This window comes from Deinococcus misasensis DSM 22328, from assembly GCF_000745915.1.
Classification (GTDB): Bacteria; Deinococcota; Deinococci; order Deinococcales; family Deinococcaceae; genus Deinococcus_C; species Deinococcus_C misasensis.
Window position 1 is genome coordinate 61,423 of sequence record NZ_JQKG01000012.1, and the last position, 20,079, is coordinate 81,501.

Annotated in this window: 20 protein-coding genes; 13 read left to right on the forward strand and 7 right to left on the reverse strand. The window is 55.9% G+C overall.

Annotated features, from left to right (window positions below; genetic code table 11):
• Positions 1-223 precede the first annotated feature (223 nt).
• From Q371_RS09605 to tnpA, 3 genes are read right to left on the reverse strand one after another with little or no spacing between them, the layout of a single operon-like run.
• Positions 224-883 (reverse strand): DsbA family oxidoreductase, encoded by a 660-nt coding sequence (locus Q371_RS09605; RefSeq protein ID WP_281174297.1) that lies wholly within the window; start codon positions 881-883, stop codon positions 224-226.
• On the reverse strand, positions 855-2,081 hold the full coding sequence (gene tnpB / locus Q371_RS09610) for an IS200/IS605 family element RNA-guided endonuclease TnpB (protein ID WP_034339448.1): 1,227 nt from the start codon (positions 2,079-2,081) through the stop codon (positions 855-857). Before tnpB ends, Q371_RS09605 begins: the two co-directional genes overlap by 29 nt.
• On the reverse strand, positions 2,068-2,463 hold the full coding sequence (tnpA, locus tag Q371_RS09615) for an IS200/IS605 family transposase (protein ID WP_034339452.1): 396 nt from the start codon (positions 2,461-2,463) through the stop codon (positions 2,068-2,070). Before tnpA ends, tnpB begins: the two co-directional genes overlap by 14 nt.
• Before the next feature lie 87 nt (positions 2,464-2,550).
• Here tnpA and Q371_RS25565 point away from each other — a divergent pair, with 87 nt between their 5' ends.
• From Q371_RS25565 to Q371_RS09635, 5 genes are all read left to right on the forward strand, one after another.
• Entirely contained in the window at positions 2,551-2,766 is a 216-nt protein-coding gene (locus tag Q371_RS25565) for a hypothetical protein (RefSeq protein WP_051963948.1), read from the forward strand.
• Positions 2,763-3,254: a YqhA family protein gene (locus Q371_RS09620; RefSeq protein WP_051963952.1), complete on the forward strand. Its 492-nt coding sequence runs from the start codon at positions 2,763-2,765 to the stop codon at positions 3,252-3,254. Before Q371_RS25565 ends, Q371_RS09620 begins: the two co-directional genes overlap by 4 nt.
• A gap of 248 nt (positions 3,255-3,502) precedes the next feature.
• On the forward strand, positions 3,503-4,609 hold the full coding sequence (locus Q371_RS09625; RefSeq protein WP_034339455.1) for a substrate-binding domain-containing protein: 1,107 nt from the start codon (positions 3,503-3,505) through the stop codon (positions 4,607-4,609).
• A complete protein-coding gene (modA, locus tag Q371_RS09630) occupies positions 4,606-5,358 on the forward strand; it encodes a molybdate ABC transporter substrate-binding protein (protein ID WP_034339458.1) in 753 nt (250 codons plus the stop codon). Before Q371_RS09625 ends, modA begins: the two co-directional genes overlap by 4 nt.
• Positions 5,355-6,140, forward strand: a complete 786-nt coding sequence (locus Q371_RS09635) for an ABC transporter permease (protein WP_034339461.1) — start codon at positions 5,355-5,357, stop codon at positions 6,138-6,140. Before modA ends, Q371_RS09635 begins: the two co-directional genes overlap by 4 nt.
• 32 nt (positions 6,141-6,172) lie before the next feature.
• Here Q371_RS09635 and Q371_RS09640 read toward each other — a convergent pair whose 3' ends face one another.
• Positions 6,173-6,907, reverse strand: a complete 735-nt coding sequence (locus tag Q371_RS09640; RefSeq protein WP_169743820.1) for an MBL fold metallo-hydrolase — start codon at positions 6,905-6,907, stop codon at positions 6,173-6,175.
• A 239-nt stretch (positions 6,908-7,146) separates the two neighbouring features.
• On the opposite strand from Q371_RS09640, the gene Q371_RS09645 reads away from it, so the two are divergent.
• From Q371_RS09645 to Q371_RS09675, 6 genes are all read left to right on the forward strand, one after another.
• A complete protein-coding gene (locus Q371_RS09645; protein ID WP_034339466.1) occupies positions 7,147-7,752 on the forward strand; it encodes a CGNR zinc finger domain-containing protein in 606 nt (201 codons plus the stop codon).
• Between the two features lie 229 nt (positions 7,753-7,981).
• Entirely contained in the window at positions 7,982-9,061 is a 1,080-nt protein-coding gene (locus tag Q371_RS09650; RefSeq protein WP_034339468.1) for an ABC transporter substrate-binding protein, read from the forward strand.
• Complete coding sequence (locus tag Q371_RS09655; RefSeq protein WP_211253826.1) at positions 9,061-10,788, forward strand: ABC transporter permease; 1,728 nt, start codon at positions 9,061-9,063, stop codon at positions 10,786-10,788. The genes Q371_RS09650 and Q371_RS09655 overlap by 1 nt, the downstream gene beginning before the upstream one ends.
• A gap of 11 nt (positions 10,789-10,799) precedes the next feature.
• Positions 10,800-11,858, forward strand: a complete 1,059-nt coding sequence (locus Q371_RS09660; RefSeq protein WP_034339647.1) for an ABC transporter ATP-binding protein — start codon at positions 10,800-10,802, stop codon at positions 11,856-11,858.
• Between the two features lie 484 nt (positions 11,859-12,342).
• Positions 12,343-13,926 (forward strand): ATP-binding protein, encoded by a 1,584-nt coding sequence (locus tag Q371_RS09670; protein WP_169743821.1) that lies wholly within the window; start codon positions 12,343-12,345, stop codon positions 13,924-13,926.
• A complete protein-coding gene (locus Q371_RS09675; RefSeq protein WP_034339472.1) occupies positions 13,916-14,575 on the forward strand; it encodes a response regulator in 660 nt (219 codons plus the stop codon). Before Q371_RS09670 ends, Q371_RS09675 begins: the two co-directional genes overlap by 11 nt.
• Here Q371_RS09675 and Q371_RS09680 read toward each other — a convergent pair.
• Positions 14,565-14,987 carry a GNAT family N-acetyltransferase gene (locus Q371_RS09680; protein WP_169743822.1) on the reverse strand — a complete coding sequence of 141 codons (423 nt, stop codon included), beginning with the start codon at positions 14,985-14,987 and terminating at the stop codon, positions 14,565-14,567. The two genes, Q371_RS09675 and Q371_RS09680, sit on opposite strands and share 11 nt — an antisense overlap.
• 219 nt (positions 14,988-15,206) lie before the next feature.
• Here Q371_RS09680 and Q371_RS09685 point away from each other — a divergent pair, with 219 nt between their 5' ends.
• On the forward strand, positions 15,207-15,590 hold the full coding sequence (locus tag Q371_RS09685; RefSeq protein WP_034339477.1) for a hypothetical protein: 384 nt from the start codon (positions 15,207-15,209) through the stop codon (positions 15,588-15,590).
• Between the two features lie 34 nt (positions 15,591-15,624).
• On the opposite strand, the gene Q371_RS09690 is transcribed toward Q371_RS09685, so the two are convergent.
• The gene (locus tag Q371_RS09690) at positions 15,625-17,577 is read right to left on the reverse strand and encodes an acetoacetate--CoA ligase (protein ID WP_034339480.1); all 1,953 of its coding nucleotides are present in this window, start codon (positions 17,575-17,577) and stop codon (positions 15,625-15,627) included.
• Positions 17,578-17,878: 301 nt separating this feature from the next.
• On the reverse strand, positions 17,879-19,588 hold the full coding sequence (locus tag Q371_RS09695) for a DUF4153 domain-containing protein (protein WP_084571362.1): 1,710 nt from the start codon (positions 19,586-19,588) through the stop codon (positions 17,879-17,881).
• Positions 19,589-19,652: 64 nt separating this feature from the next.
• Between Q371_RS09695 and Q371_RS09700 the strand changes: the two genes are divergently transcribed.
• Complete coding sequence (locus Q371_RS09700) at positions 19,653-20,048, forward strand: hypothetical protein (protein WP_157442619.1); 396 nt, start codon at positions 19,653-19,655, stop codon at positions 20,046-20,048.
• Positions 20,049-20,079: the final 31 nt, after the last annotated feature.

Consider the following 20,079-nt stretch of genomic DNA (forward strand, 5'->3'; position numbering starts at 1 on the left):
AGACTTTCCGTTCAACAGGCAGCCAAAAAACTGTCCTGATTGCTGACTGCTGATCGCTGACTGCTGATGGCTCTCTCTGTTGGCATGGCCTGACAGGGACTTTGCGCTGACCCTGAGGGTGAGGTGAACTCTGGCACACCATCAAAGTCCACCCAACGGAATCAAAACAGCCAAAAGACCACCTGCTCTGGTGGTCTTTTGCATGCTCTGGATTGTATTCTGGTCAGGTGATTTTGCGTGCAGGTCGGTTTTTGGCCCGCTTGATGGTGGCCATGCCTGCGTCGTTTGCAAGTACCTGCTGGTACAGGTCCCAGCGCACCCGAGCTGCAGCCAGATCCGGTGTGGCGTTCTCAAAGCGGAAATAGGCAGCACTGCCCTCTGGCAGCACAAAAGTGGGGGTCCCAAACACCCCGATTTCTCGAGCAAGGTCGAGGTCCTGACGGAGGTCGGATCTCAGGTGGGCTTCATCCTGCAGGGCTTGCTGAAATTGCTGCAAGTCCAGACCTGCGGTGCTGGCTGCCTGCAGAATGGTGTTTTCATCGAGGGGGTTTTTGTGCTGGTGGTGGGCACGGAACAGGGCCAGAGTAAAAGCCCACGCTTGTTCTTCTCCCTGCTGGGAAGCTGCCCGGGCGGCCAGAAATGCACGCAGGCTCGGGGTGAGGTACTGCATGTATCCCTCTGTGGCCACATCTTCCAGAGGCTGATCGGTGATCTTCCAGTTCAGCTCCTTGGTGTTGTCGGTGTGGTTGCCTTCCACCAGAGAAAAATGCCTGAGTTTGAAGGTGTGTCCATCCTGACGAAGCAACAGGGCCAGTTCCACGCCCCGCCATGCGTAGGGGCAGACAAATTGAACCTCACTCGACTGAAGTCGAGCGATTCTCACTTCGTAGACCGCTACCCACCGAAGTAGGTTTTACACCATCTCCATGAGCGTTTAAGGTGTCTGGCATTCCGACAGCCACCAACGCTTCACGCCGAATGTTCAGCGCAGCGTTCTCGTCACGGTCATGAAACTCCCCGCAATTCGGGCAAGTCCATGTACGGACGGCAAGGTTTTTCGTTGCAGGATTCTTGAACCCGCAGTCGTGACACATCTGGCTCGATGGAAAGTAAGCACTGATTTTAGACACCCGTCGCCCGTACCACGTTGCCTTGTACTCCAACTGCCGAATGAACTCACCCCATCCCGCGTCGCTGATGCTCAACGACAGTTTGCGGTTTTTTCGCATGTTGTCAGGTTTGAGGTGTTCCGTGCCGATGATTTCATATTCACGCACCAGAGCGGTGGTGAGCTTGTGAAGGAAGTCCTGACGCTTGTTGACGATGCGCTTGTGAATCTGAGCCAGCTTGGTTTTCGCTTTCCCATAACGTGCGCTGCCCCTTTTGCGTCTGGACAGGGTTTTTTGTGCTTTGCCAAGTTTTCTCAAGGTGGAGCGGTAGTATTTCGGGTTTTTTGCATGGCTGAACGCCTGACCATCGGTGATGACGGCAAAATCCTTGATGCCAACATCTACACCTGCTGCGTATTTGGGGGCCGCAGGCAAATGGGGAATTTCAACTTCACAGAGGATGGACGCTTCGTAATGGTTCTCGTGAACGCGACGCACAGTGGCATTCAAGATTTTTCCCTGAATGTCCGGTTGTCCTTTGGTTTTGACCCAGCCCAGTTTGGGAAGTTTGAGCTTGTTTTGTGCAAGCTGAATGTTGTTGTTGGTGAACTGGGTGCGGTAAGACTCACCTGTGCGTTTCTTCATGAAGCGCGGAAAACCCACTTTCTTGCCCATCTTCGATGCAGCACGAAAGAAGTTCTTGTACGCGGTGTCAAGGTTTTTCAGGGCATTTTGCAAGGCGAACTTGTCCACTTCCGAAAGCCAGCGGGTTTCCTCAGCTTGCTTCAGAAGGGTCAGCTCACTGCTGGTTTGTCCGTAGCTCAACCCTTTTTTGTTCTCCTGATAAGCCGCGATGCGACGGGCAAGAAAATGGTTGTAGACGAACCTTGCGCTGCCCAGTGTGCGATTTATCAGTTCGGTCTGAGCTGCAGTGGGATACAGCCTGACTTTGAAAGCCTTATTCCTGATCATGCTGGCTCTCGATGTATTTCTGAATTTGAGCAGGGGTATGCTCGGAAACAGTCAAAATGCAATAAGACGGATTCCAGAGATTGCCACCCCATAGCTTTTGCTTTAACTGCGGGTAAGCTGCAAACATCCGACGTGCCGACGCACCCTTCAGGGCTTTGACGAAGTCGGGGATGGTGTGTTGTGGGGTTGCACCAAGCAGGAGATGAACATGGTCTGGCATGACTTCCAGCCGAACAACATCCAGACCATTCTGGGCGGCAATGTCACGCAGAATGTCTTTCAGCCCATCTGCCACTTCATCTGTCAGAACCTGATGACGGTATTTCACACACCAGATGAGGTGGTATTCAAGCTGGTAGACGTAGCCCCGACCTTTTTTCATCTCAGCTACAATTGTAACATATGTCGTTCAAAATCTCCAGAAGCTTTCGCCTTTTGTCCTCCTTTTCAGGGCGAGAGGGGCTCACTCATGACTAAAGTCACGGGTGTGCGCCCCTCATTCATCAAAGAACAATTCGGTGACATCGCTCATGACGCCGAAGATAACATGCCTGAGGGAGGCATCTTTGTGAAGGCCACCGCTTTTGAAAAACATGCAATTTGCCATGGGTCACCTGAAGCACCAGAAAGAAAAACCACAGGAAACCAAACAGGAGCAGGTTTTTGTCCTATCATGCAGCCATGAAACGCATTCTCGGGTTCACCCGATTCATTGCTGTGCTCGGGGTCATTTCCAGTCTGGTGCTGTCTTTGTTGATGTTTGTGTCGGTGATGGCCCGGACGGTCCGGTTGGTGCGGGAAACGTTTCTGGACCTTGGAACCGAAAAAATGGGCAAAATCCTGCTGGTCGCCAGCATCGAACAGGCCGATGTGCTGCTGGTCGCCACCGCCTTGATGGTGATTGCTTTTGGTCTTTATGCCCTGTTTGTGGGCAAAATCGACAGCATTCCCGATTGGTTGGAGATCAAAACCTTCACAGACCTGAAAGACAAACTGGTCAATGTGGCGGTGGTGGCTCTGGTGGTGGCCTTCTTTTCGCTGGTCATTGAGAACCAGCACAAGTGGAGTGTGCTGGAAATTGGTGGAGGCATCGGCATTGTGATTCTGGCCGTGGCAGCCTACGGATACGTGAACCACACACCCGTGACCGAGGAGCAAAAAAAGAACACTTGAGAAAGCTTTCAGCGTTCAGCAAAAAGCACACCCAGAGGCAATTGCTTTCGAGAACAGCAAAAAACAACAAGTGAAAGCCCACTCAGAGTTTAAGCTCAAAGGGCCAGAAACAGACTTTCATACTGGCTGATTGCTGACGGCTGATGGCTCTCTCTGATTGCACTGCGCGAACAGCGACTTTGCGTTTGACCTGCTGAGTTTGTCATCTGTTCTTGACACTCCGTCCAGAGTTGTTTACATTCAGGGGGATGTCTGGCCTTGTCATCCACCTGCAAACCCAACGTGAGCGTTGTGGTCTGAGCCGATCTGAACTGGCTGAACGGACGGGCCTGAGCAGGCAGTCCATCCACAGCATCGAGCAGGGAAAGTACATTCCCAGCACCCTGGTGGCTTTGCAACTCTCACAGGCCCTGAAATGCAGCGTAGAGGACCTGTTCCAACTTGCAAGCCAAGAGTTGCCTGTCGCCATGTGGGCCAGTGAAAAAGAGACACAATCTGGTGCACAGGTGAGGGTGGCAAAGGTGGGAAACCGTCTGGTGGCCCATCCACTCACTGGACCCGAGCGTTTCTTGCACACTACCGACGCTCTGGTGCAGGAGGTCGAGGCCGGGCAGGTGAGGCTCTCTCCGGTCACTTCGCCAGAGCTCTGGAACCACACCTTGATGCTGGCCGGATGCGATCCGGCTTTTGCCTTGCTGCAACAGAATGGACCAGAGCAGCGCATTCAGACGGTTCATGCAACCAGTCTGGAAGGTCTGGAGCTTTTGAAAGCCGGTCAGGTGCATGCAACAGGGATTCACCTGCATGACCCAGAGGGCCAGACGTTCAACCTGCCTTTTCTGGAAAAAGCAGGGCTGCAAGGGTGCATGGTGGTTTCCCTCTGGACGTGGCAACAGGGATTGCTGGTGGCCAGAGGCAACCCTTTGCACATCCAGAGCCTCAATGACCTGACCCGTCCGAATGTGCGTCTGGTGCAGCGTCAAAGCAGTGCAGGCAGCCGGATTTTGCTGGATGCCCTGCTCAGGGAGGCCAGCGTGGACCTTTCTCAGATCACCCTTACACCCACCGAAGCCCAGAGCCATCAGGAAGTGGCCCAGCAGGTGCTCTCTGGTCAGGCAGATGTCGGTCTGGCCCTGCAAGCTGTGGCGGAGGGGGCAGGTCTGGATTTCATTCCACTGGTGCAGGAACGTTTTGATCTGGTGGTGGCCCCAGCGCACCAGAACCATCCTGTGCTGCAAAAGCTGCTCTTGCACCTGAAATCTCCAGTGCTGCGCCAGAGTGTGCAGGCTCTGGGCGGTTACGATCCCTCTCAGGCCGGAGAGGTGCTTCAGTGGGCAGGTCAAGGAACACCATGAAAAAAATGTTGTTGATGCTGTGCTTTTGCCTGTCGGTGGCCCATGCAGAGACCCTGACGGTTTTTGCTGCCTCCTCTTTGACAGAAGCTTTTCAGGAGATCGGTACGGCATTTGGGCAGAAAACCGGGCATCAGGTGCGCTTTCAGTTTGCAGGCTCACAAATCCTCAAAACCCAACTGGAGCAAGGCGCACAGGCAGATGTGTTCGCCAGTGCCAACGAATTGCAGTTTGATCCTCTGGTCAAAAAGGGTCTGCTGACAGACAAAACCACCTTCACTCGCAATCAACTGGCGGTGGTGGTCCCGATTCAGAATCCTGCAAAGGTGCGCTCCCTGTCCGACCTTGCCAAACCCGGCCTGAAACTGATTCTGGCCAGCCCAAATGTGCCCGTTGGACAGTACACCAGAGCGGTCTTTGATGCCTTTTCCAAGTCCAGCAAAGGATTCACCGCCAGAGCCCTGAAGAACCTGATCAGCGAGGAGAACAACGTCCGTCAGGTGGTCCTGAAAATCGCTCTGGGTGAAGCGGACGCCGGGGTGGTCTACACCACCGACATCGTGGGAGACAACAAAAACAAAGTGAAAACCCTTGCCATTCCGGGCAAATACAACGTGATCACCCATTACCCGATGGGGGTCCTTAAAAGCAGCAGGCAACCTGAGGTTGCACAGGCTTTCGTGGCGTTTGTGCAGTCCAGAGCCGGACAAAGCATCCTGAAAAAATGGGGGTTCTTGCCGGTCCGCCCATGAAAAAGGACGTGTTGCCTACCCTGCCTCTGGTGCTCAGCCTGATTTTGATGGGCTTTTTGCTGTTGCCCACTTTTGTGGTGCTCGGGAACGGGTTCACAGGGGGGTTTTTTGCTGCACTCCTTGAGCCTGTGGTGCTGGACGCCCTGAAAGTGAGTGTGTTCACCACCTCGGTGTCGTTGCTGGTCACGGTGCTGTTTGGAACACCCATCGCTTACCTGCTGGCCCGTTACCGCTTCAGGGGCAAAACCCTCTTGGACACCCTGCTGGATTTGCCGATGGTGCTCCCTCCGGTGGTCGCCGGGGTGGGTTTGCTGCTCACCTTTGGTCGAAATGGGGTGCTGGGACCGGTGCTGTCTCTGGCCGGAATCCAGATTGCGTTCAGCGCTGCTGCCGTGGTGATGGCGCAACTGTTCACCTCTGCCCCCTTTTTCATTCGGGCGTCCAGAGGGGGCTTCATGTCCATTGACCCGGACATCGAAAACGCAGCCCGAGTGGATGGGGCCAGCAATGGGCAGGTGTTCCGGTTTGTGACCTGGCCTCTGGCGTTTCCGTTTTTGCTGGAAGGCATGGTGCTGGCGTGGGCCAGAGCGCTCGGGGAATTCGGGGCGACCATTCTGTTTGCTGGGTCCTTGCAGGGCGAAACCCGCACCATCACCCTGTCCATTTATGCTGCGCTGGAATCGGACCTGAAACCGGCTCTGGTGCTTTCGGCGGTGATGGTGGTGGTGGCGTTTGTGATGCTCGGGGTGGTGCGCAAAATCAGTGCCCTCAGGCAGGCTTGAAGGCACTGTGGATCGAATGTGGATTGAAAAGCTCAGGAAAGGACAGGCAGGAATTCCAGCGTTTCACCGGGCTGCAAGACTTTCAGGGGCAATCCCGCTTGCTGGGCCAGATCAGAGAACGTGCTCAGAGCGTCGGGAATTTCCACGTACCGGCCCGGCTCATGGCGTCCGTAATGGATGGGCACCACGGCTCTGGCTTGCAGGATGCGTGCTGCAGCCACCGCCTGCTCAGGTACCATCACGATGGGAATGCCACTGTCTGGATACCGCCCAAGGTTGACTCTGGGGGCGTTGATGGGCAGGAAAACCGCATCGAAAGGTCCGTAACTTCGGACAATTGTCCACCAGTGACCATGCCAGAGGGTGTCTCCGGCGTGCAAAATGCGTTTGCCCCCAGCATCGATCACCCATGACACCTGTGGGTCTCCGAGGCCATCCACGGCAGGGACCGCCCACACTGTGAAATCGTTGGTGGAGGGGTGCAGGTGCACAGGTTGGTGCAGTGGGGTGGTGCGCAGATGCAACTCCGAGGGAGGCAAAAGGGGTGCCACATCTGTGTGGGTCAACAGGGTGCTGCCTGCCCCCAGCATGGCGGTCAGGTAGGGCAGGTCTGCATGGTCGGGGTGGTGGTGGGTCAGCAGTGCACCCCGGTGCGGGGTTTTGATGTTGACGGGAAGTGTCATTGGAGGGGTGATGGCGTCCACCAGAAGGGTGGTGTTGCCATGCTGGAGTCGGAGTCCTGCCCAGTGAAGCCTTTGAATGTGCATGAGGTTCTCCATTCCGGAAACCCCAGCCTTCCCTTTTCGGGTTTTGGAAGTGCGGGTTTCCTGTGCCTCCATGCTAAGTCCATTTTTCTAACCTGTCAAGTGATATTATACTGGTTATAAATGGACACTTTGAACCATTCCCGTTCCCGATCCGAGCAGAGGTTGCTGCAACCTCGTTGTCGTTTCCTGACCTTCCCATTCGCTTTGCTCAAGCAGAAGTCAGTAAGCTGGAGTGAACCATGACCGAAACCTTTGATTTTGATGCCGGACATGTGGCTCTGGATTTCATCAACACCGTTCGCCAGAGGGACGGCCACCGGAAAGACCAGTTGCCTGCCCCCACCGACTTTCAACGCTGGCTTCAGGAAAGCGCTCTGGTCCCTGGTGAAGACCTCCAGAGGCTGTCCCTGCACCCCTCTTTTCCAGAAGTGCACCAGCAAGCCAGAGCCCTGAGGGACGAATTCAGGCACGCCATCGAGGGTCTGGTGAACACACCAGAGGTTCCTGCTGACCTGCTCAAGCACCTGAACCTGCTGCTCTGGCAACACCCCCCTCGCAAGGTGTTGGCTGTAGGACAGGTGCCATTGCAATTCAAGCTGCAACACGAACTGGACACCCCGGACGCCTTGCTGGGGGTGTTGGCCGACCAGATGGCAAATCTGCTGACTCTGGACCTGCAAGGCCGCCTCAAAAAATGTGCAAAGTCCACCTGCATCCGGCACTTTCTGGACACCAGCAAAAACAAAAGCCGCAACTGGTGCAGCATGGCCACCTGTGGAAACCGGGCCAAAGCGCAGGCGTTTTACCGTCGCAAAGTGCAAAGAGCAGACGAAAGCAGCTTCTGAAAGGGCTGCATCTTCTCTTTATGCTTTTCCAGACACTTCCCAATGGCAACTCCGTGGTCTGACGGATACATACCGCTGGTTTTCTTTCCATAACCAGACAGGTTTCTTGCATGTCTGTGAAATCAATGCAATCAAAGCAACCAAATCTTCCTGACCCGGCAAATGTCCCGTATGCTGTGTGCATCCCAAAACACAGCGAAGAGGACTTGAAAGGTCCTGTGGAGGTTTTATGCAGAAATTTGTGTCTGTCACACTGGCCTTGTTGTTTGCCGCACCCGCTCTGGCACAGGTGCCCAAAGGGTATCCTGCCAGTTACCAGAAAACCATCGATGAGGCCCGCAAAGAGAAAAAACTGGTGGTGTACTCCTCGACGGATCAGGCCAGCGCCCAGTTCTTGATCGATGATTTCAAAACCCTGTACCCCTTCATTGAAGTGGAATACAACGACATCGGCACCACCCAGCTTTACAGCCGTTTCATCAGTGAGGCAGCAGCAGGTGGAAAAAGCGCGGATTTTGTGTGGAGCAGTGGCATGGAACTGCAAGTGAAACTGGCAGCAGATGGTTACGCCCTGCCTTACACCTCGCCAGAGGCCAAGTTTTACCCTGCCTCCTCCAAGTTGGACAACATCCTGTACGGCACCACCATGGAGCCGGGCGTGCTGGTGTACAACAAGCGCTTTGTGAAAAAGCCCCCCACCACCCGTCAGGAGTTTGCCAAACTGCTTGCAGACCCCAAAATGAACGGCAAGGTGGCCACCTGGGACCCCGAGAAAAGCGGCATCGGCTTTACTTTCTTACATCAGGACAGTGTGACGGTGGGCAGCATCATGGACCTGTTCAAAGCCTTCGGGAAGTCGGGCACCGCGCAGTATTCCTCCTCTGGCGTGATGATGGAGAAGGTCATCTCTGGGGAGCACCACTTCGGGTACAACGTGATTGGTTCTTACGCCCTGCTGCGTGCCGAGAAAGTGCCAGACATCGGGGTGGCGTTCTTCAAGGACAAAACCGTGGCTTTTCAGCGTCCGGCGTTCATCAGCAAACTGGGTGAGCACCCCAATGCTGCGAAACTGTTTCTGGATTACCTGCTGAGCACACGCGGTCAGAACGTGATGGCCAACAAATCTTTGATTTACGCCCTGCGCTCTGGCACCACCGGTCCTGCCGTTCCCAAAAACATCTACGGCAAAATTGGCGGCAAGCAGAACCTGTATGTGATTCCGGTGTCCAGAGACCTCCTCAAAAACCTTGAGCCTGCGGTGCGAAACGACTTCCTGAACGACTGGCGCACCGCCCTGAAAGGCCAGTGATGACCGGGCGCAGTTCCCAGATGCAAAGCAAGGCCGAGCAACCCGCCTTGAAACTGAAACCGGCATACTGGGGGATCCTGCTCACCTGCGTGGTGGCCGTGCTGGTGTTGTCCCCTCTGGGACTGCTGGCCTACCAGAGTTTGCTCAGTGCACCGTTCTTTGCACCCATCAAGCAGGTTTCGCTGGACGCTTACCGTTATGTGCTGACCGACCCGGCGTTTTACCGTGCCCTGTTCAACTCTTTCGTGATCGCTCTGGGGATGGTCGGGATTGCGGTGCCTGCCGGGACCGCTCTGGCTTTTCTGGTCAACAAAACCGATTTGCCGTTCCGCAAAGGTTTTGAGTTGCTGCTGCTCACCCCCACTTTTGTTTCGCCGATCATTCTGGGGATTGGGTTCACCATGGTTTTTGGGCCTGTGGGTCTGGTGAGCAACCCAGTCAGAGATCTGTTCGGGACGGTGCCGTGGACCATCTACTCCTTGCCTGCCATTGCGATCATTGCCGGTTTGCTGCACGTCCCTTACGTGTACCTGTACGTGTCCAGCACCATCCGCAATCTGGATGCATCGCTGGAAGAGGCCGCCCGAGTCAGTGGCGCAGGCATCTGGACGGTGGCCATGAGCGTCACCATTCCTCTGGTTCGGCCTTCGGTGGTCTACAGTGCCATGCTGATGCTCTTGCTGGGCTTCGAAATCTTCGGTTTGCCTCTGGTGCTCGGGGATTCCAAAGGCATCGATGTGATCACCACCTACCTGTACCGCCTGACCGGAATCACTGGCGTTCCAGCTTACGGCCCGATGGCCGTGGTGGCGGTGCTGCTGATCGCGGTGGCCCTGTTGATTGTGGCCCTGCAAAGAAAAATCCTCGGGAACACCGGAAACAAGTACACCTCTGTGGGGGCCAAAGGTTACCGCTCTGCACGCCTGAAACTCGGGAAGGCCCGCTGGTGGATTGCAGCTGCGGTGATGGTGTACCTGCTGGTCACCGTGCTGCTGCCTGTGTTCGGGGTGATTTTGAGGAGCTTCGTGACCAGTTGGGGGGCCGGGGTCAACCTGCTGGATGTGCTGACCCTCAAGAACTATCAGGCGATTTTCACCCTGCCTGACCTGAGCCGGGGGGTCACCAACACCCTCTTGGTGGCATCGGTGGGCGGATTCATTGCGGTGGGTGTGTACCTGACCATCGCCTCGGGGATTTTGCGGTCCACACCCTTTTTGCGCAAAGTGCTGGATTACCTGAGTGGTCTTCCCCGTTCGGTTCCGGGCCTGATCATCGGACTGGCGTTCATGTGGCTGTTTCTGTTCGTGAAGCCCATTGGCTTCCTGAGGACCACCCTGTTCAGCCTGATTCTGGCCTACACCATCGTGTGGATGCCTTACGGGGTGAGGCTGCTGACCGCCACCCTCATGCAAATCAGCAAGGACCTCGAAGAGGCTGCCCGCATGACCGGAGCCTCTCCCCTCAAAGCCTTCCAGAGCATCACCCTGCCTCTCTTGCAAAGCGGGTTGCTCTCGGCGTGGTTGCTGCTGTTCATGCAGTTCGTGCGGGAATACTCCACCGGGGTGTACCTGCTGACCCCCGGCACCGAAGTGATGGGCTCTTTGATTGTGTCCCTGTGGGCAACCGGTGCTGTGGATTCGATTGCAGCCCTCTCGACCCTGCAAATTGGCATCATCGGCGTGGTGTACATTCTGGCCAACCGTCTGGGTGTCAAAGCAGGAGAATGACGGAGAAAAACATGGCGATTTTGAGCATCCAGAACCTTGGCAAGAAACTCGGGCAGAACCAGATCCTGCAAAACCTCAGCATTGATGTGCAGCAAGGCGAAATCATCGCACTTCTGGGCCCCTCTGGCAGCGGAAAAACCACCCTGTTGCGGTGCCTGTCCGGGCTGGAAACCCCCGACAGCGGAAGCATCACCCTTGCAGGCAAAGACGTGTTCAACGCGAGGACCTCCACCATCGTGCCCCCAGAGCGCCGCAACATCGGACTGGTGTTTCAGTCTTACGCCCTCTGGCCCCACAAAACCGTGCACCAGAACGTGGCTTTCGGGCTGGAGTTGCGCAAGATTCCCCGCGCACAGGCACAACAGAAAGTCGAGCAGACCCTCAAACGCATCGGACTGGACGGGCTTGCAGAACGGTTTCCCGGCGAGCTTTCGGGCGGGCAGCAACAACGGGTGTCTCTGGCACGGGCTTTTGTGACCGATCCGGTGCTGTTGCTTCTGGACGAACCGCTCTCCAATCTGGACGCCAAACTGCGCGAATACGCCAGGGTGTGGCTCAGGGAAGCCCTCAAGGCCGCCAACATGACCGCAGTGTTCGTGACCCACGATCAGGCCGAAGCGATGGCCATTGCAGACCGCGTGGCTGTGCTGCACAACGGCCAACTGGCCCAGATCGCCACCCCTCAGGAACTCTACGAGAACCCCAACTCGCTGTTCATTGCGGATTTCATGGGCAGTCCCAACATTCTGCAGGGCAAAGTGCTGCAAACCGAAGGCCCAGAGGCCACCGTGCAACTCGGGAATGCGGTGGTGCGCGCACGCATGAACACCCCCATCCAGAGGGGAGCGGACTGCAAACTGGTGCTGCGTCCCGAGCGCCTCAGTGTAGGTGAACGCACCGGAAACAGCCTGCAAGGCAAAAAAGAGCACTCGCTGTACCTCGGATCCCATTACGAGCACTGGTTTGAGGTGGGCGATGAACGCCTCAGGGTGCACACCCCCTTTCCAGTGGGCTTTGGACAGGCCAGCATCAACTTCACACCCCAGAGCGCTCTGGTGTTCCCAGCCTGAAGCAGAAGTCAGAAGATGCATGGTTCGGATGATGCCGGGCCATGCATCCCATTTCAAAGCTCAGGATTGGTGCAAAGTGGCTGTTCGGGCAGCACACACACAGAAAGCCATCAGCCATCAGCCATCAGCTTTCAGCCGTCAGCAAAAAGGAATGTCTGCTGTGTCAAAAGAGAAAAGAAAACTGAACAATGCTCGGCTGCTTTTCTTGCGGTCTGCCTTGTCTGACGGAATCGGAGTAAGGCTCTTGGTGATGATGGCTGACCGCATTTTGAGGTGCCATGCCAAACTTGAGCCATCAGGTTGATCCTGCCTCCGAGGCCATGAAACTTGAAATCTGTGCGCCCCAAAGCGGTAAAATCAAGACCACACCATCCAGATGCAGGTCCACACCTTGAACCCCCTCCGGTTCAGGCCAACAGGAACCATCCCCAAACCCCAGAGGCCCCCTGTGAGAACAGCCACCAGACCCCCCCGAACCTTTTTGATGCAGGAGAAACCTTTCCTTCTGGAGCCCGGACATCCACCCGGCATCCGCTGGAGGTTTTTCCGCTTGCTGTTCGTGCTGTTCTGCCTCGGGTTTGTGGTGCTGGGGGCGGCGGAAGTGCAACTGCTGTACCGCCAGAACCTCGACCAGTACGGCCAGAGGGCACTGGCCATTTCCAGAATGGTGGCCAGTTTGCCGCAAGTGCAAGACCACCTCACCCAGCCTGACGCGGTTCAGGTGATCAACCCTCTGGTGAACCGGTTGCGATCCCGCATCGAAGCGGATTTCATTGTGGTGGGAAACCGGCAAGGCATCCGGGTGGCCCATCCCCTTCCAGAGCGCATCGGTCAGCCGATGGTGGGTGGAGACAACGACTTGCCTTTCTCGGGGAAAGAAATCATCAACACCGCACAGGGCAGCCTCGGGGAGAGCATCCGGGGGAAGGTTCCGGTGTTTGACCGTCAGGGGGCGGTGATCGGGGTGGTGTCCACGGGATACCTGCTGCCCAATTTGCGCGGACTGACTGGACAGGTGGCGCTCAGTTTGCTGCCGTGGTTTGCCCTTTCCATGCTGATGGCCTTGCTGGGAAGCTGGTGGGTGGGTGGGCGCATCAAGGCTGCCATGCACCAGATGGAACCCGAGCAGATCGCCAGTCTGGTGGACCAGTACCGCACCGTGCTGGACGCCATCGAAGACGCCGTGCTGGTGATAGACCGGGACCAGCAGGTGATCCTGATGAATCCCAGAGCCCGTGAGCACCTGAAAGACCCCCAGAGCCCATCATTTCTTTTTGAGGTGTGGCCTGAAGTGTGCCCTCTGGTGAACCAGCACCAGTGCAAGAACGTTCCAGTGGGCATCAACAACCTGCCTGTGCTGGTGACGGTCTACCCGATGGGCGAACAGCACGTGATCACCTTCCGGGACCAGAGGGACATCATGCGGGTGGCCGAAGAACTGACCAGCGTGAAACGCTACACCGAACTCTTGCGCGCACAAACCCACGAGCACCAGAACCAACTGCAAATTCTGGCCGGCCTGATCCACCTCGGGCAGGAAAAAGAAGCCCTGCAATGGATTCAAAAAAACCACCATGAGCATGACGAAATTCAGGAAGCCCTGCAAGACCTGCAGTTTTCCAGACTCAAAGCCCTCTTGATCGGAAAATACGCCTACGCCCGAGAAAAAAACATTCAACTGGTGCTGGAACCGGGCAGTTTTCTGGGCCAACAATGGGAACACACCCACGCCGACGAAATCCTGCTGGTGACCGGAAACCTGATCGAAAACGCCATTGAAGCGGTGGCAGGCAGACAAGGGGCAGAAGTGCGGGTGTTCATCGGAGAGGACCCTCTGGGCCTGCAAATCGAAGTGATCGACAACGGACCCGGCATCCCCGAAGAGGACCGCCTGAGGGTGTTCCAGAGGGGCCACAGCACCAAAGGCACCGGACGGGGCATCGGGCTCGCTCTGGTGCAGCAACACCTTGAAGCCCGAGGAGGCAGCATCCACCATGACCGCAAACAGCAACGCACCCACTTTCTCGCCAACTTCCCAAACCCACTGGAGGACGACCATGCCCTATAAAGTGGTGGTGGTGGAAGACGACCCTCTGGTGGCCCGCATCAACCGTGACACCATCGAAAAACACCCCGCGTTCCAGGTGATCGGGCATGCCGATGGGTACCAGAGTGGCCTGCACATCATTCAGGCCCTCAAACCAGAATTGATCGTTCTGGACACCTACCTGCCAGACGGCAACGGACTGGAACTGCTGAAAACCATCCGCCAGCAAAACATCTCCACGGACGTGATCATGCTGACCGCTGCCTCCGACCTGATGGGCGTGCAACAGGCTTTGCGGGACGGCATTCTGGACTACCTGATCAAACCCGTGCAGGAAAAACGCCTGCTGCAAACCCTTGAACGCTTTGTGGAACGCAACAAACCCATGCATTCCCAACTGACCCAAGCCCGACTGGACCAGATGCTCGGAGTGCGTCAGGACGGGCACCTGCCCAAAGGCATTCAGGCCCAGACCTTGCAGGACATCAAAATCCTGCTGGAAGATGTCCCAGCGGGCCTCACTGTAGACGAAGTCAGTGAGCAACTCTCCATCAACCGGGTCACGGCATGGCGTTATCTGGAGTACCTGCTGGAACTCGGGGACCTCGGGGTGAATTTGCAGTACGGAAATGTGGGGAGGCCCAGCAAAAGGTACCGACTCAGGAAGTGATGCTTGATTGGCTTTGCTCTGGCACAGCTTTCCGCAAAATCATTTTGGGTTGACTGGACCGCTCAAACCCCAGAGCCCCATAAAATCCAACCAGTTCTTCAACGCAATCCAACTGGATTTGTTCAACATCCTTCAAGCGTTCCAGCAGGTGGCGCATCAGGGTGCTGCCCACCCCTTGATGGCGGTGTTTTTCATCAATCACGATGTCTTCAATGAAAGCCCGACACACATGGTCGGTAAGTGCACGGCCAAAACCCACCAGCACATCCTTTTCCCACACCGAAACCACCAGAGAATGCTGGAGCATGGACATCACTTGCTCTTCGGTGCGGCTTTCCATCCATGAGGTTTGCTTCATGAGGGGCAGCAAATCTGCGTAAGAAATCGGGCGGTCATCACGGTACTCTGGCATGGGTTCCTCCGGTTGAATGTCTTCAGCATGGGGGTGCATGTGCTTCATTTGCAAGCACGGAAACTGGGTTGGCTAACCATTTCTTGTCTTTCAAAGGCAAAAACGACCCAAAACCCTGTTTCTCTGCCTTTTTCCGCTGGCAACTCAGCACGTAAACTGTGAGCTTTGTTCAACAGGAGAGCACATCTCGTTTCTGAGCCAACCCGATAAAATGACCCCATGAACCTCAGACAGATCATGGGACTCGATCCCGAGCAGCATTTCTACGTGGGCTTCACCGCCAATACTGTCGCAACGGGCATCAAACCGGATGGGGAGGTTTTCGTGTCCCTCTGTGACGATCCCGGCAAAACCATCAGCATGGTTGACCTGATCCGACTTCCTGCGTTGCCGTCCAGATTGGTTTACAGGCATCTGGACGGCATCGAATTTCTGGATGTGATCGAAGGGTACCAGTTGCAAGATGGGGTCCTGACCCTGCAATACCGTCCAGCGATGGCCAAACTGGTGCGCGCCAGAGGCTGTCATGTGGCCCTCGGGCACCCTGATTTGCCCGTTCAAGCGCTGGAAGACCATTTGAAACTGCTGTTCGAAGCCCGGTGAGTTTGCGCGTCACCGGGCTTGCAGATGGGCTTCTTCAGGCAAACAAGGTTTTCAGGAAGTCCAGAGCCTCAGGGTTGGCGACCGCTGTCACGTTTCGCACGGTGCGTCCATTGGCGAGGTCTGATACGGCAAGCTCCAGCAGTTTGCCGTTTTTGGTTCTGGGAAGGTCCGGCACACCCTCGATGCGACCCGGAACGTGTCTGGGGGTGCAGGCCTGACGGATGCGGCTCTGGATCTGCTTTTTCAGGTCCTCGGTCAGGGGGGTGCCTTCTTGCAAGCGGACCAGAAGCACCACCTGATCGTCGCCCTGCACACTCCGCATGAACACCAGAGATTCCAGCACTTCAGGGAAAGACTCCACCTGACGGTAGATTTCTGCGGTCCCAATCCGCACCCCACCGGGATTCAGGGTCGCGTCGCTGCGCCCGAGCACTTTGAATCCGGTTTCGGTCCTCTGGATGAAATCCCCGTGGTGCCAGAGGCCGGGGAACCGCTCAAAGTAAGCCGAGCTGTACTTCTGGTGTCCGGCATCGTTCCAGAACATCAGGGGCTGAGAAGGGAAAGGCCGGGTGCAAACCAGTTCTCCGGTGGCTGGACCTTCCAGAGGGTGCCCGTCCTCATCGAAGATCTGGACCGCCATGCCCAGCATGGGGACCTGAAGCTCCGCAGGGTGCACCGCGGCCAGAGGATTGCCTCCCAGAAAGCAACCGCACAGGTCGGTTCCACCAGAGATGGAACTGAGGTGCACATCCTTTTTGATGTGTTCGTACACGTACTCGAAGCCTTCTTCCGACAGGGGTGAGCCTGTGGAGGCAAGGGTTTTCAAGGCAGAGAGGTCAAATTTGCTGGCTGGATCGAGGCCCAGTTTTCTGAGCGACTCAATCCACTTCGCGGAAACCCCCAGAAAAGTCAGTTTCTCCTGCTCGGCAATCTGAAACAAGCGCTCTGGGCCGGGTTTGAAGGGAGAACCGTCATAAAGCACGATGGTTGCGCCACTCGCCAGAGCGGTGACCAGCCAATTCCACATCATCCATCCGGTGGTGGTGTAATACATCACCCGGTCCTCGGGGTGGATGTCGGAGTGCAGTTGGTGCTCTTTGAGGTGGTTCAGCAAAATCCCTCCAGCCCGGTGCACGATGCACTTGGGTTTTCCAGTGGTCCCACTGGAGTACAGGATGTACAGGGGATGGTTGAAGTCCAACATGGCTGCCTCTGGCACAGGCAGATCGTGCTGTAAAGCGGCTTCAAAGGGCTTGGCCTTCTCCAACCCCGAGAGGTCAGGGGATTCACTCTGGTAGGCGATCACCAGAACCTCTTTGACCGATGGGAGGCCCTGAAGCAACTCCGGGACTTTGCTCAGGCAGTTCTGAACCTTGCCGTTGTAGGTGTACCCATCTGCAACCACCAAAAGCACAGGCTCAATCTGTCCGAAGCGGTCCAGCACCCCATCCATCCCAAAATCCGGCGAGGTGGAAGAGTAAATCGCGCCGATTCTGGCAGCTGCCAGAGCCGTGACCACCGCCTCCATGCAGTTGGGAATCCATGCTGCCACACGGTCTCCAGCTTTCACACCCAGAGCATGCAAATATGCAGACATCTGCTCCACCTGATCGCGCAACTGGTCGCGGGTCAGGCTTCTGCGCCGTCCGGTTTCGGCATACTCGACCAGAGCCTCCTGAGGGCCAGCGTACCGCAACACATTTTCGGTGAAATTCAGGCGGGCCTTTGGAAAAAACTGAGCCAGCATCATGCCCTGATCTTCTTGCAGGACGGCCTCTCCCCTCACCTCTGACTGAATGCCCACAAAATCCCACAAAAAAGTCCAGAAGGTTTGGGGATGGTCCAGAGCGTACCGGTTCAGGTCTGCATAGGTCTCAAAATGCTGCCCTGTGTGCTGTTCCAGTTGCTGCCAGAAACGGTGAAGCAGCGTGTTTGAAATGCGCTCGGGAGAAGGCTCCCAGAGCGCCTGTCTGGATTGTGTTGTCATGCCCTCAATATAACCTGAGGGTGTTGCATTTTGGGAACGGCAGTGGGGCTGGAGCAGGACAAACGCACAGTCTGAAGTTTGGCAGGTCACTTGAAAAAGCGTTCAGCGTTCAGCCATCAGCTTTCAGCGAAAAGCGCATCCTGAAGCTTTTGCTTTGGAAATCAGCCAGACCCAAAGACGCATAATGAAAGCCCATCAGACTTGAGGCTCAAAAGGCAGCCAGAAAACATTCCTTCTGGCTGACGGCTGATGGCTGCTTTATGTTTGCATCGCCCAGACTGCGACTTTAGGCTGCCCCTGTTCAGGGTCTCTGCTCTGGCAACACAAACACCGGGGTCTTGTCAATGTAGATCAGGTCCACCGGGGTGCGGGTTTCCTTCAAATCGTCTTCTTGCAAACCTGCTGGGACAGGCAACTTCAGGTCTCTGGCTTCCAGAGAAGAAGCCAGTTTGCCCGTTTGAACCACTTTCTTCTCTTTGAGGGTGAACCAGAACCCGTAAGGCTGATCGCTCCAACCATAAAACACCAGAGCCCTCAACTGTCCATCTGGCAGTGGCTGGACCCGGTACTTGATGGTGCAGTTGTCGTTCTGACAGTTCAGTTGATTCAGGATGGATGTTTCTCCAGTTCTGGAGAGCAGAAATTTTTCCAGCGCCTTGAGATTTTCCCGGTCCAGAGCCTGACCTTTGACCGCCTCAAAGGTGATCTGGCGTGTGGCACTCTGGTTGCGGAAGGCATACAGGGATTTTCCGTCCAGAGCAGCTTGAATCCAGACTTTGTGTTCAGCAGGGAGGTCCAGTTGCTTCAGGGCTTTGAGGGCCTTTCTGCCCTCTTCGCTCCCTTCAGAAGACAGGTAAGAGATGGCATCCAGCACCTGATTTTTCCCTGTGCCATTTTGAACCATGGACTTCTGGCTTGCCACCGCGAAATGGATGGGGCGCAGCACTGGAACCTGCACAAGGAGCACCAGAGCCACCAGAGCACCGGCCACCCAGAGGTTGCCTTGTTGCAAGTTTCCCAGAGGTTTCTCGGGACGCAAAACCACCAGATAGACCGCAGAGGTCAGCAACATGAAGAAGGTCAAAATGGCTGCCCAGATGCGGGGTTCGGTCCATCCGTATTCCTGAATCCGCACGTTCAGACCGTACACGGCCAGAGCTGCAAAGCCTCCCACCATCAAGGGCAACCAGCGCACCACCCGACTGAGCCAGTGCTTCTCTGGGAATTGCTGCACACTCACCCAGATGTTGATCAAGAGGAGCAACACCACACTGAACCCCAGATACAACCCCGAGGACAGCAAACCCTCATACAGGGCTTCCCGTTTGGCAAACAGTGCGCTGCCCAGAAACACCACCGAAACCAGAGCCAGCACCGGCAAAATCCAACTGACAATGAAGAGGATGGTTCTGGATGCCCCTTCGGTGAGTTCGGTTCTCTGGCGCAAAGCCCCGACGCCGACTGTGAAAGCCCACAGCATCACGGTTGGGACGCCCGATTGCATCAGCCACATTTGCAAGAATTTGAAACCAATCGCCTGAAAAAGCGCCACAATCAGGTACACCAGCATCAAGACCAGACCGGCAAAAAGCTGTGCAGCCCCGAGGGTGATCAGCAAGCCCACCCCCATGTTGAACAGGGGTTGCCCCTGTTGCCGTCCGATCAGTGCACTGAAGGTCACTGCGTAAGCCAGTCCAAGCAGCACCAGATTCAGTTGAAAGACACTGGAATAACGGTTGGCCCCAATCTGGACCGAAACCGCCATCAAAGCGCCTGTCACCACAGCCACCAGCAAAGCGGTTTTGAAACCCTGCATTTTGCCCTCTCTGGCATGCAACCCGAGCACGGTGCCCGTGGGGATCAGGATCACCAGCACATAACAAAACGTTTGCCACGTCGCAGAAAGGGTGTTTTCGGAGCCTTGCAGCACCCTGAAAAGCACGGCTTGCAGAAAAGCAATGCCCAGCACCTGCCAGACCTTGAGGGGTAAAGTTGGTAATTTTGAATACATTTCCCTTTCAGCTTGAACCCCTCAGATGAAAAATCCACACGGTTTCCATGAGAGGCAGGGGCGTTTGACTCAAGTCAAGGACAATCCCACCCCAACCGTGCTGCAATGGGTTCAAATGTCCCAGAGAGCCCTCAAATCCCATTCCTCTGCCCTTTTGCATCCCACTTCCAGAGCCACCCACCCCATCAAAAGCCGTCAAACATGGAAAAGATTTGCACTGGTTCCCCTCGGGACGCAACACCCCACCTTGCACCACTGGTTTGCTGCATGGCCCGAGATGCTCTTGATGGCCGTGGTCTTCAAAAACGATCATGTGGAGGTGCTGGAATTCTGCTGGCAAGGTGAACGTTTCCGTGTTCAAGTTGCAAACAGCGAAATCCGTTTGCTGGTGTGCAATCCTGTCTGTCCTCTGGGGGTGCAGCAGTGGGTGTTGCAGAGGTTGCTGGCCCATGTTCCTTGATGGAAGATCACAGTAGAGGGTATGGTTTCAG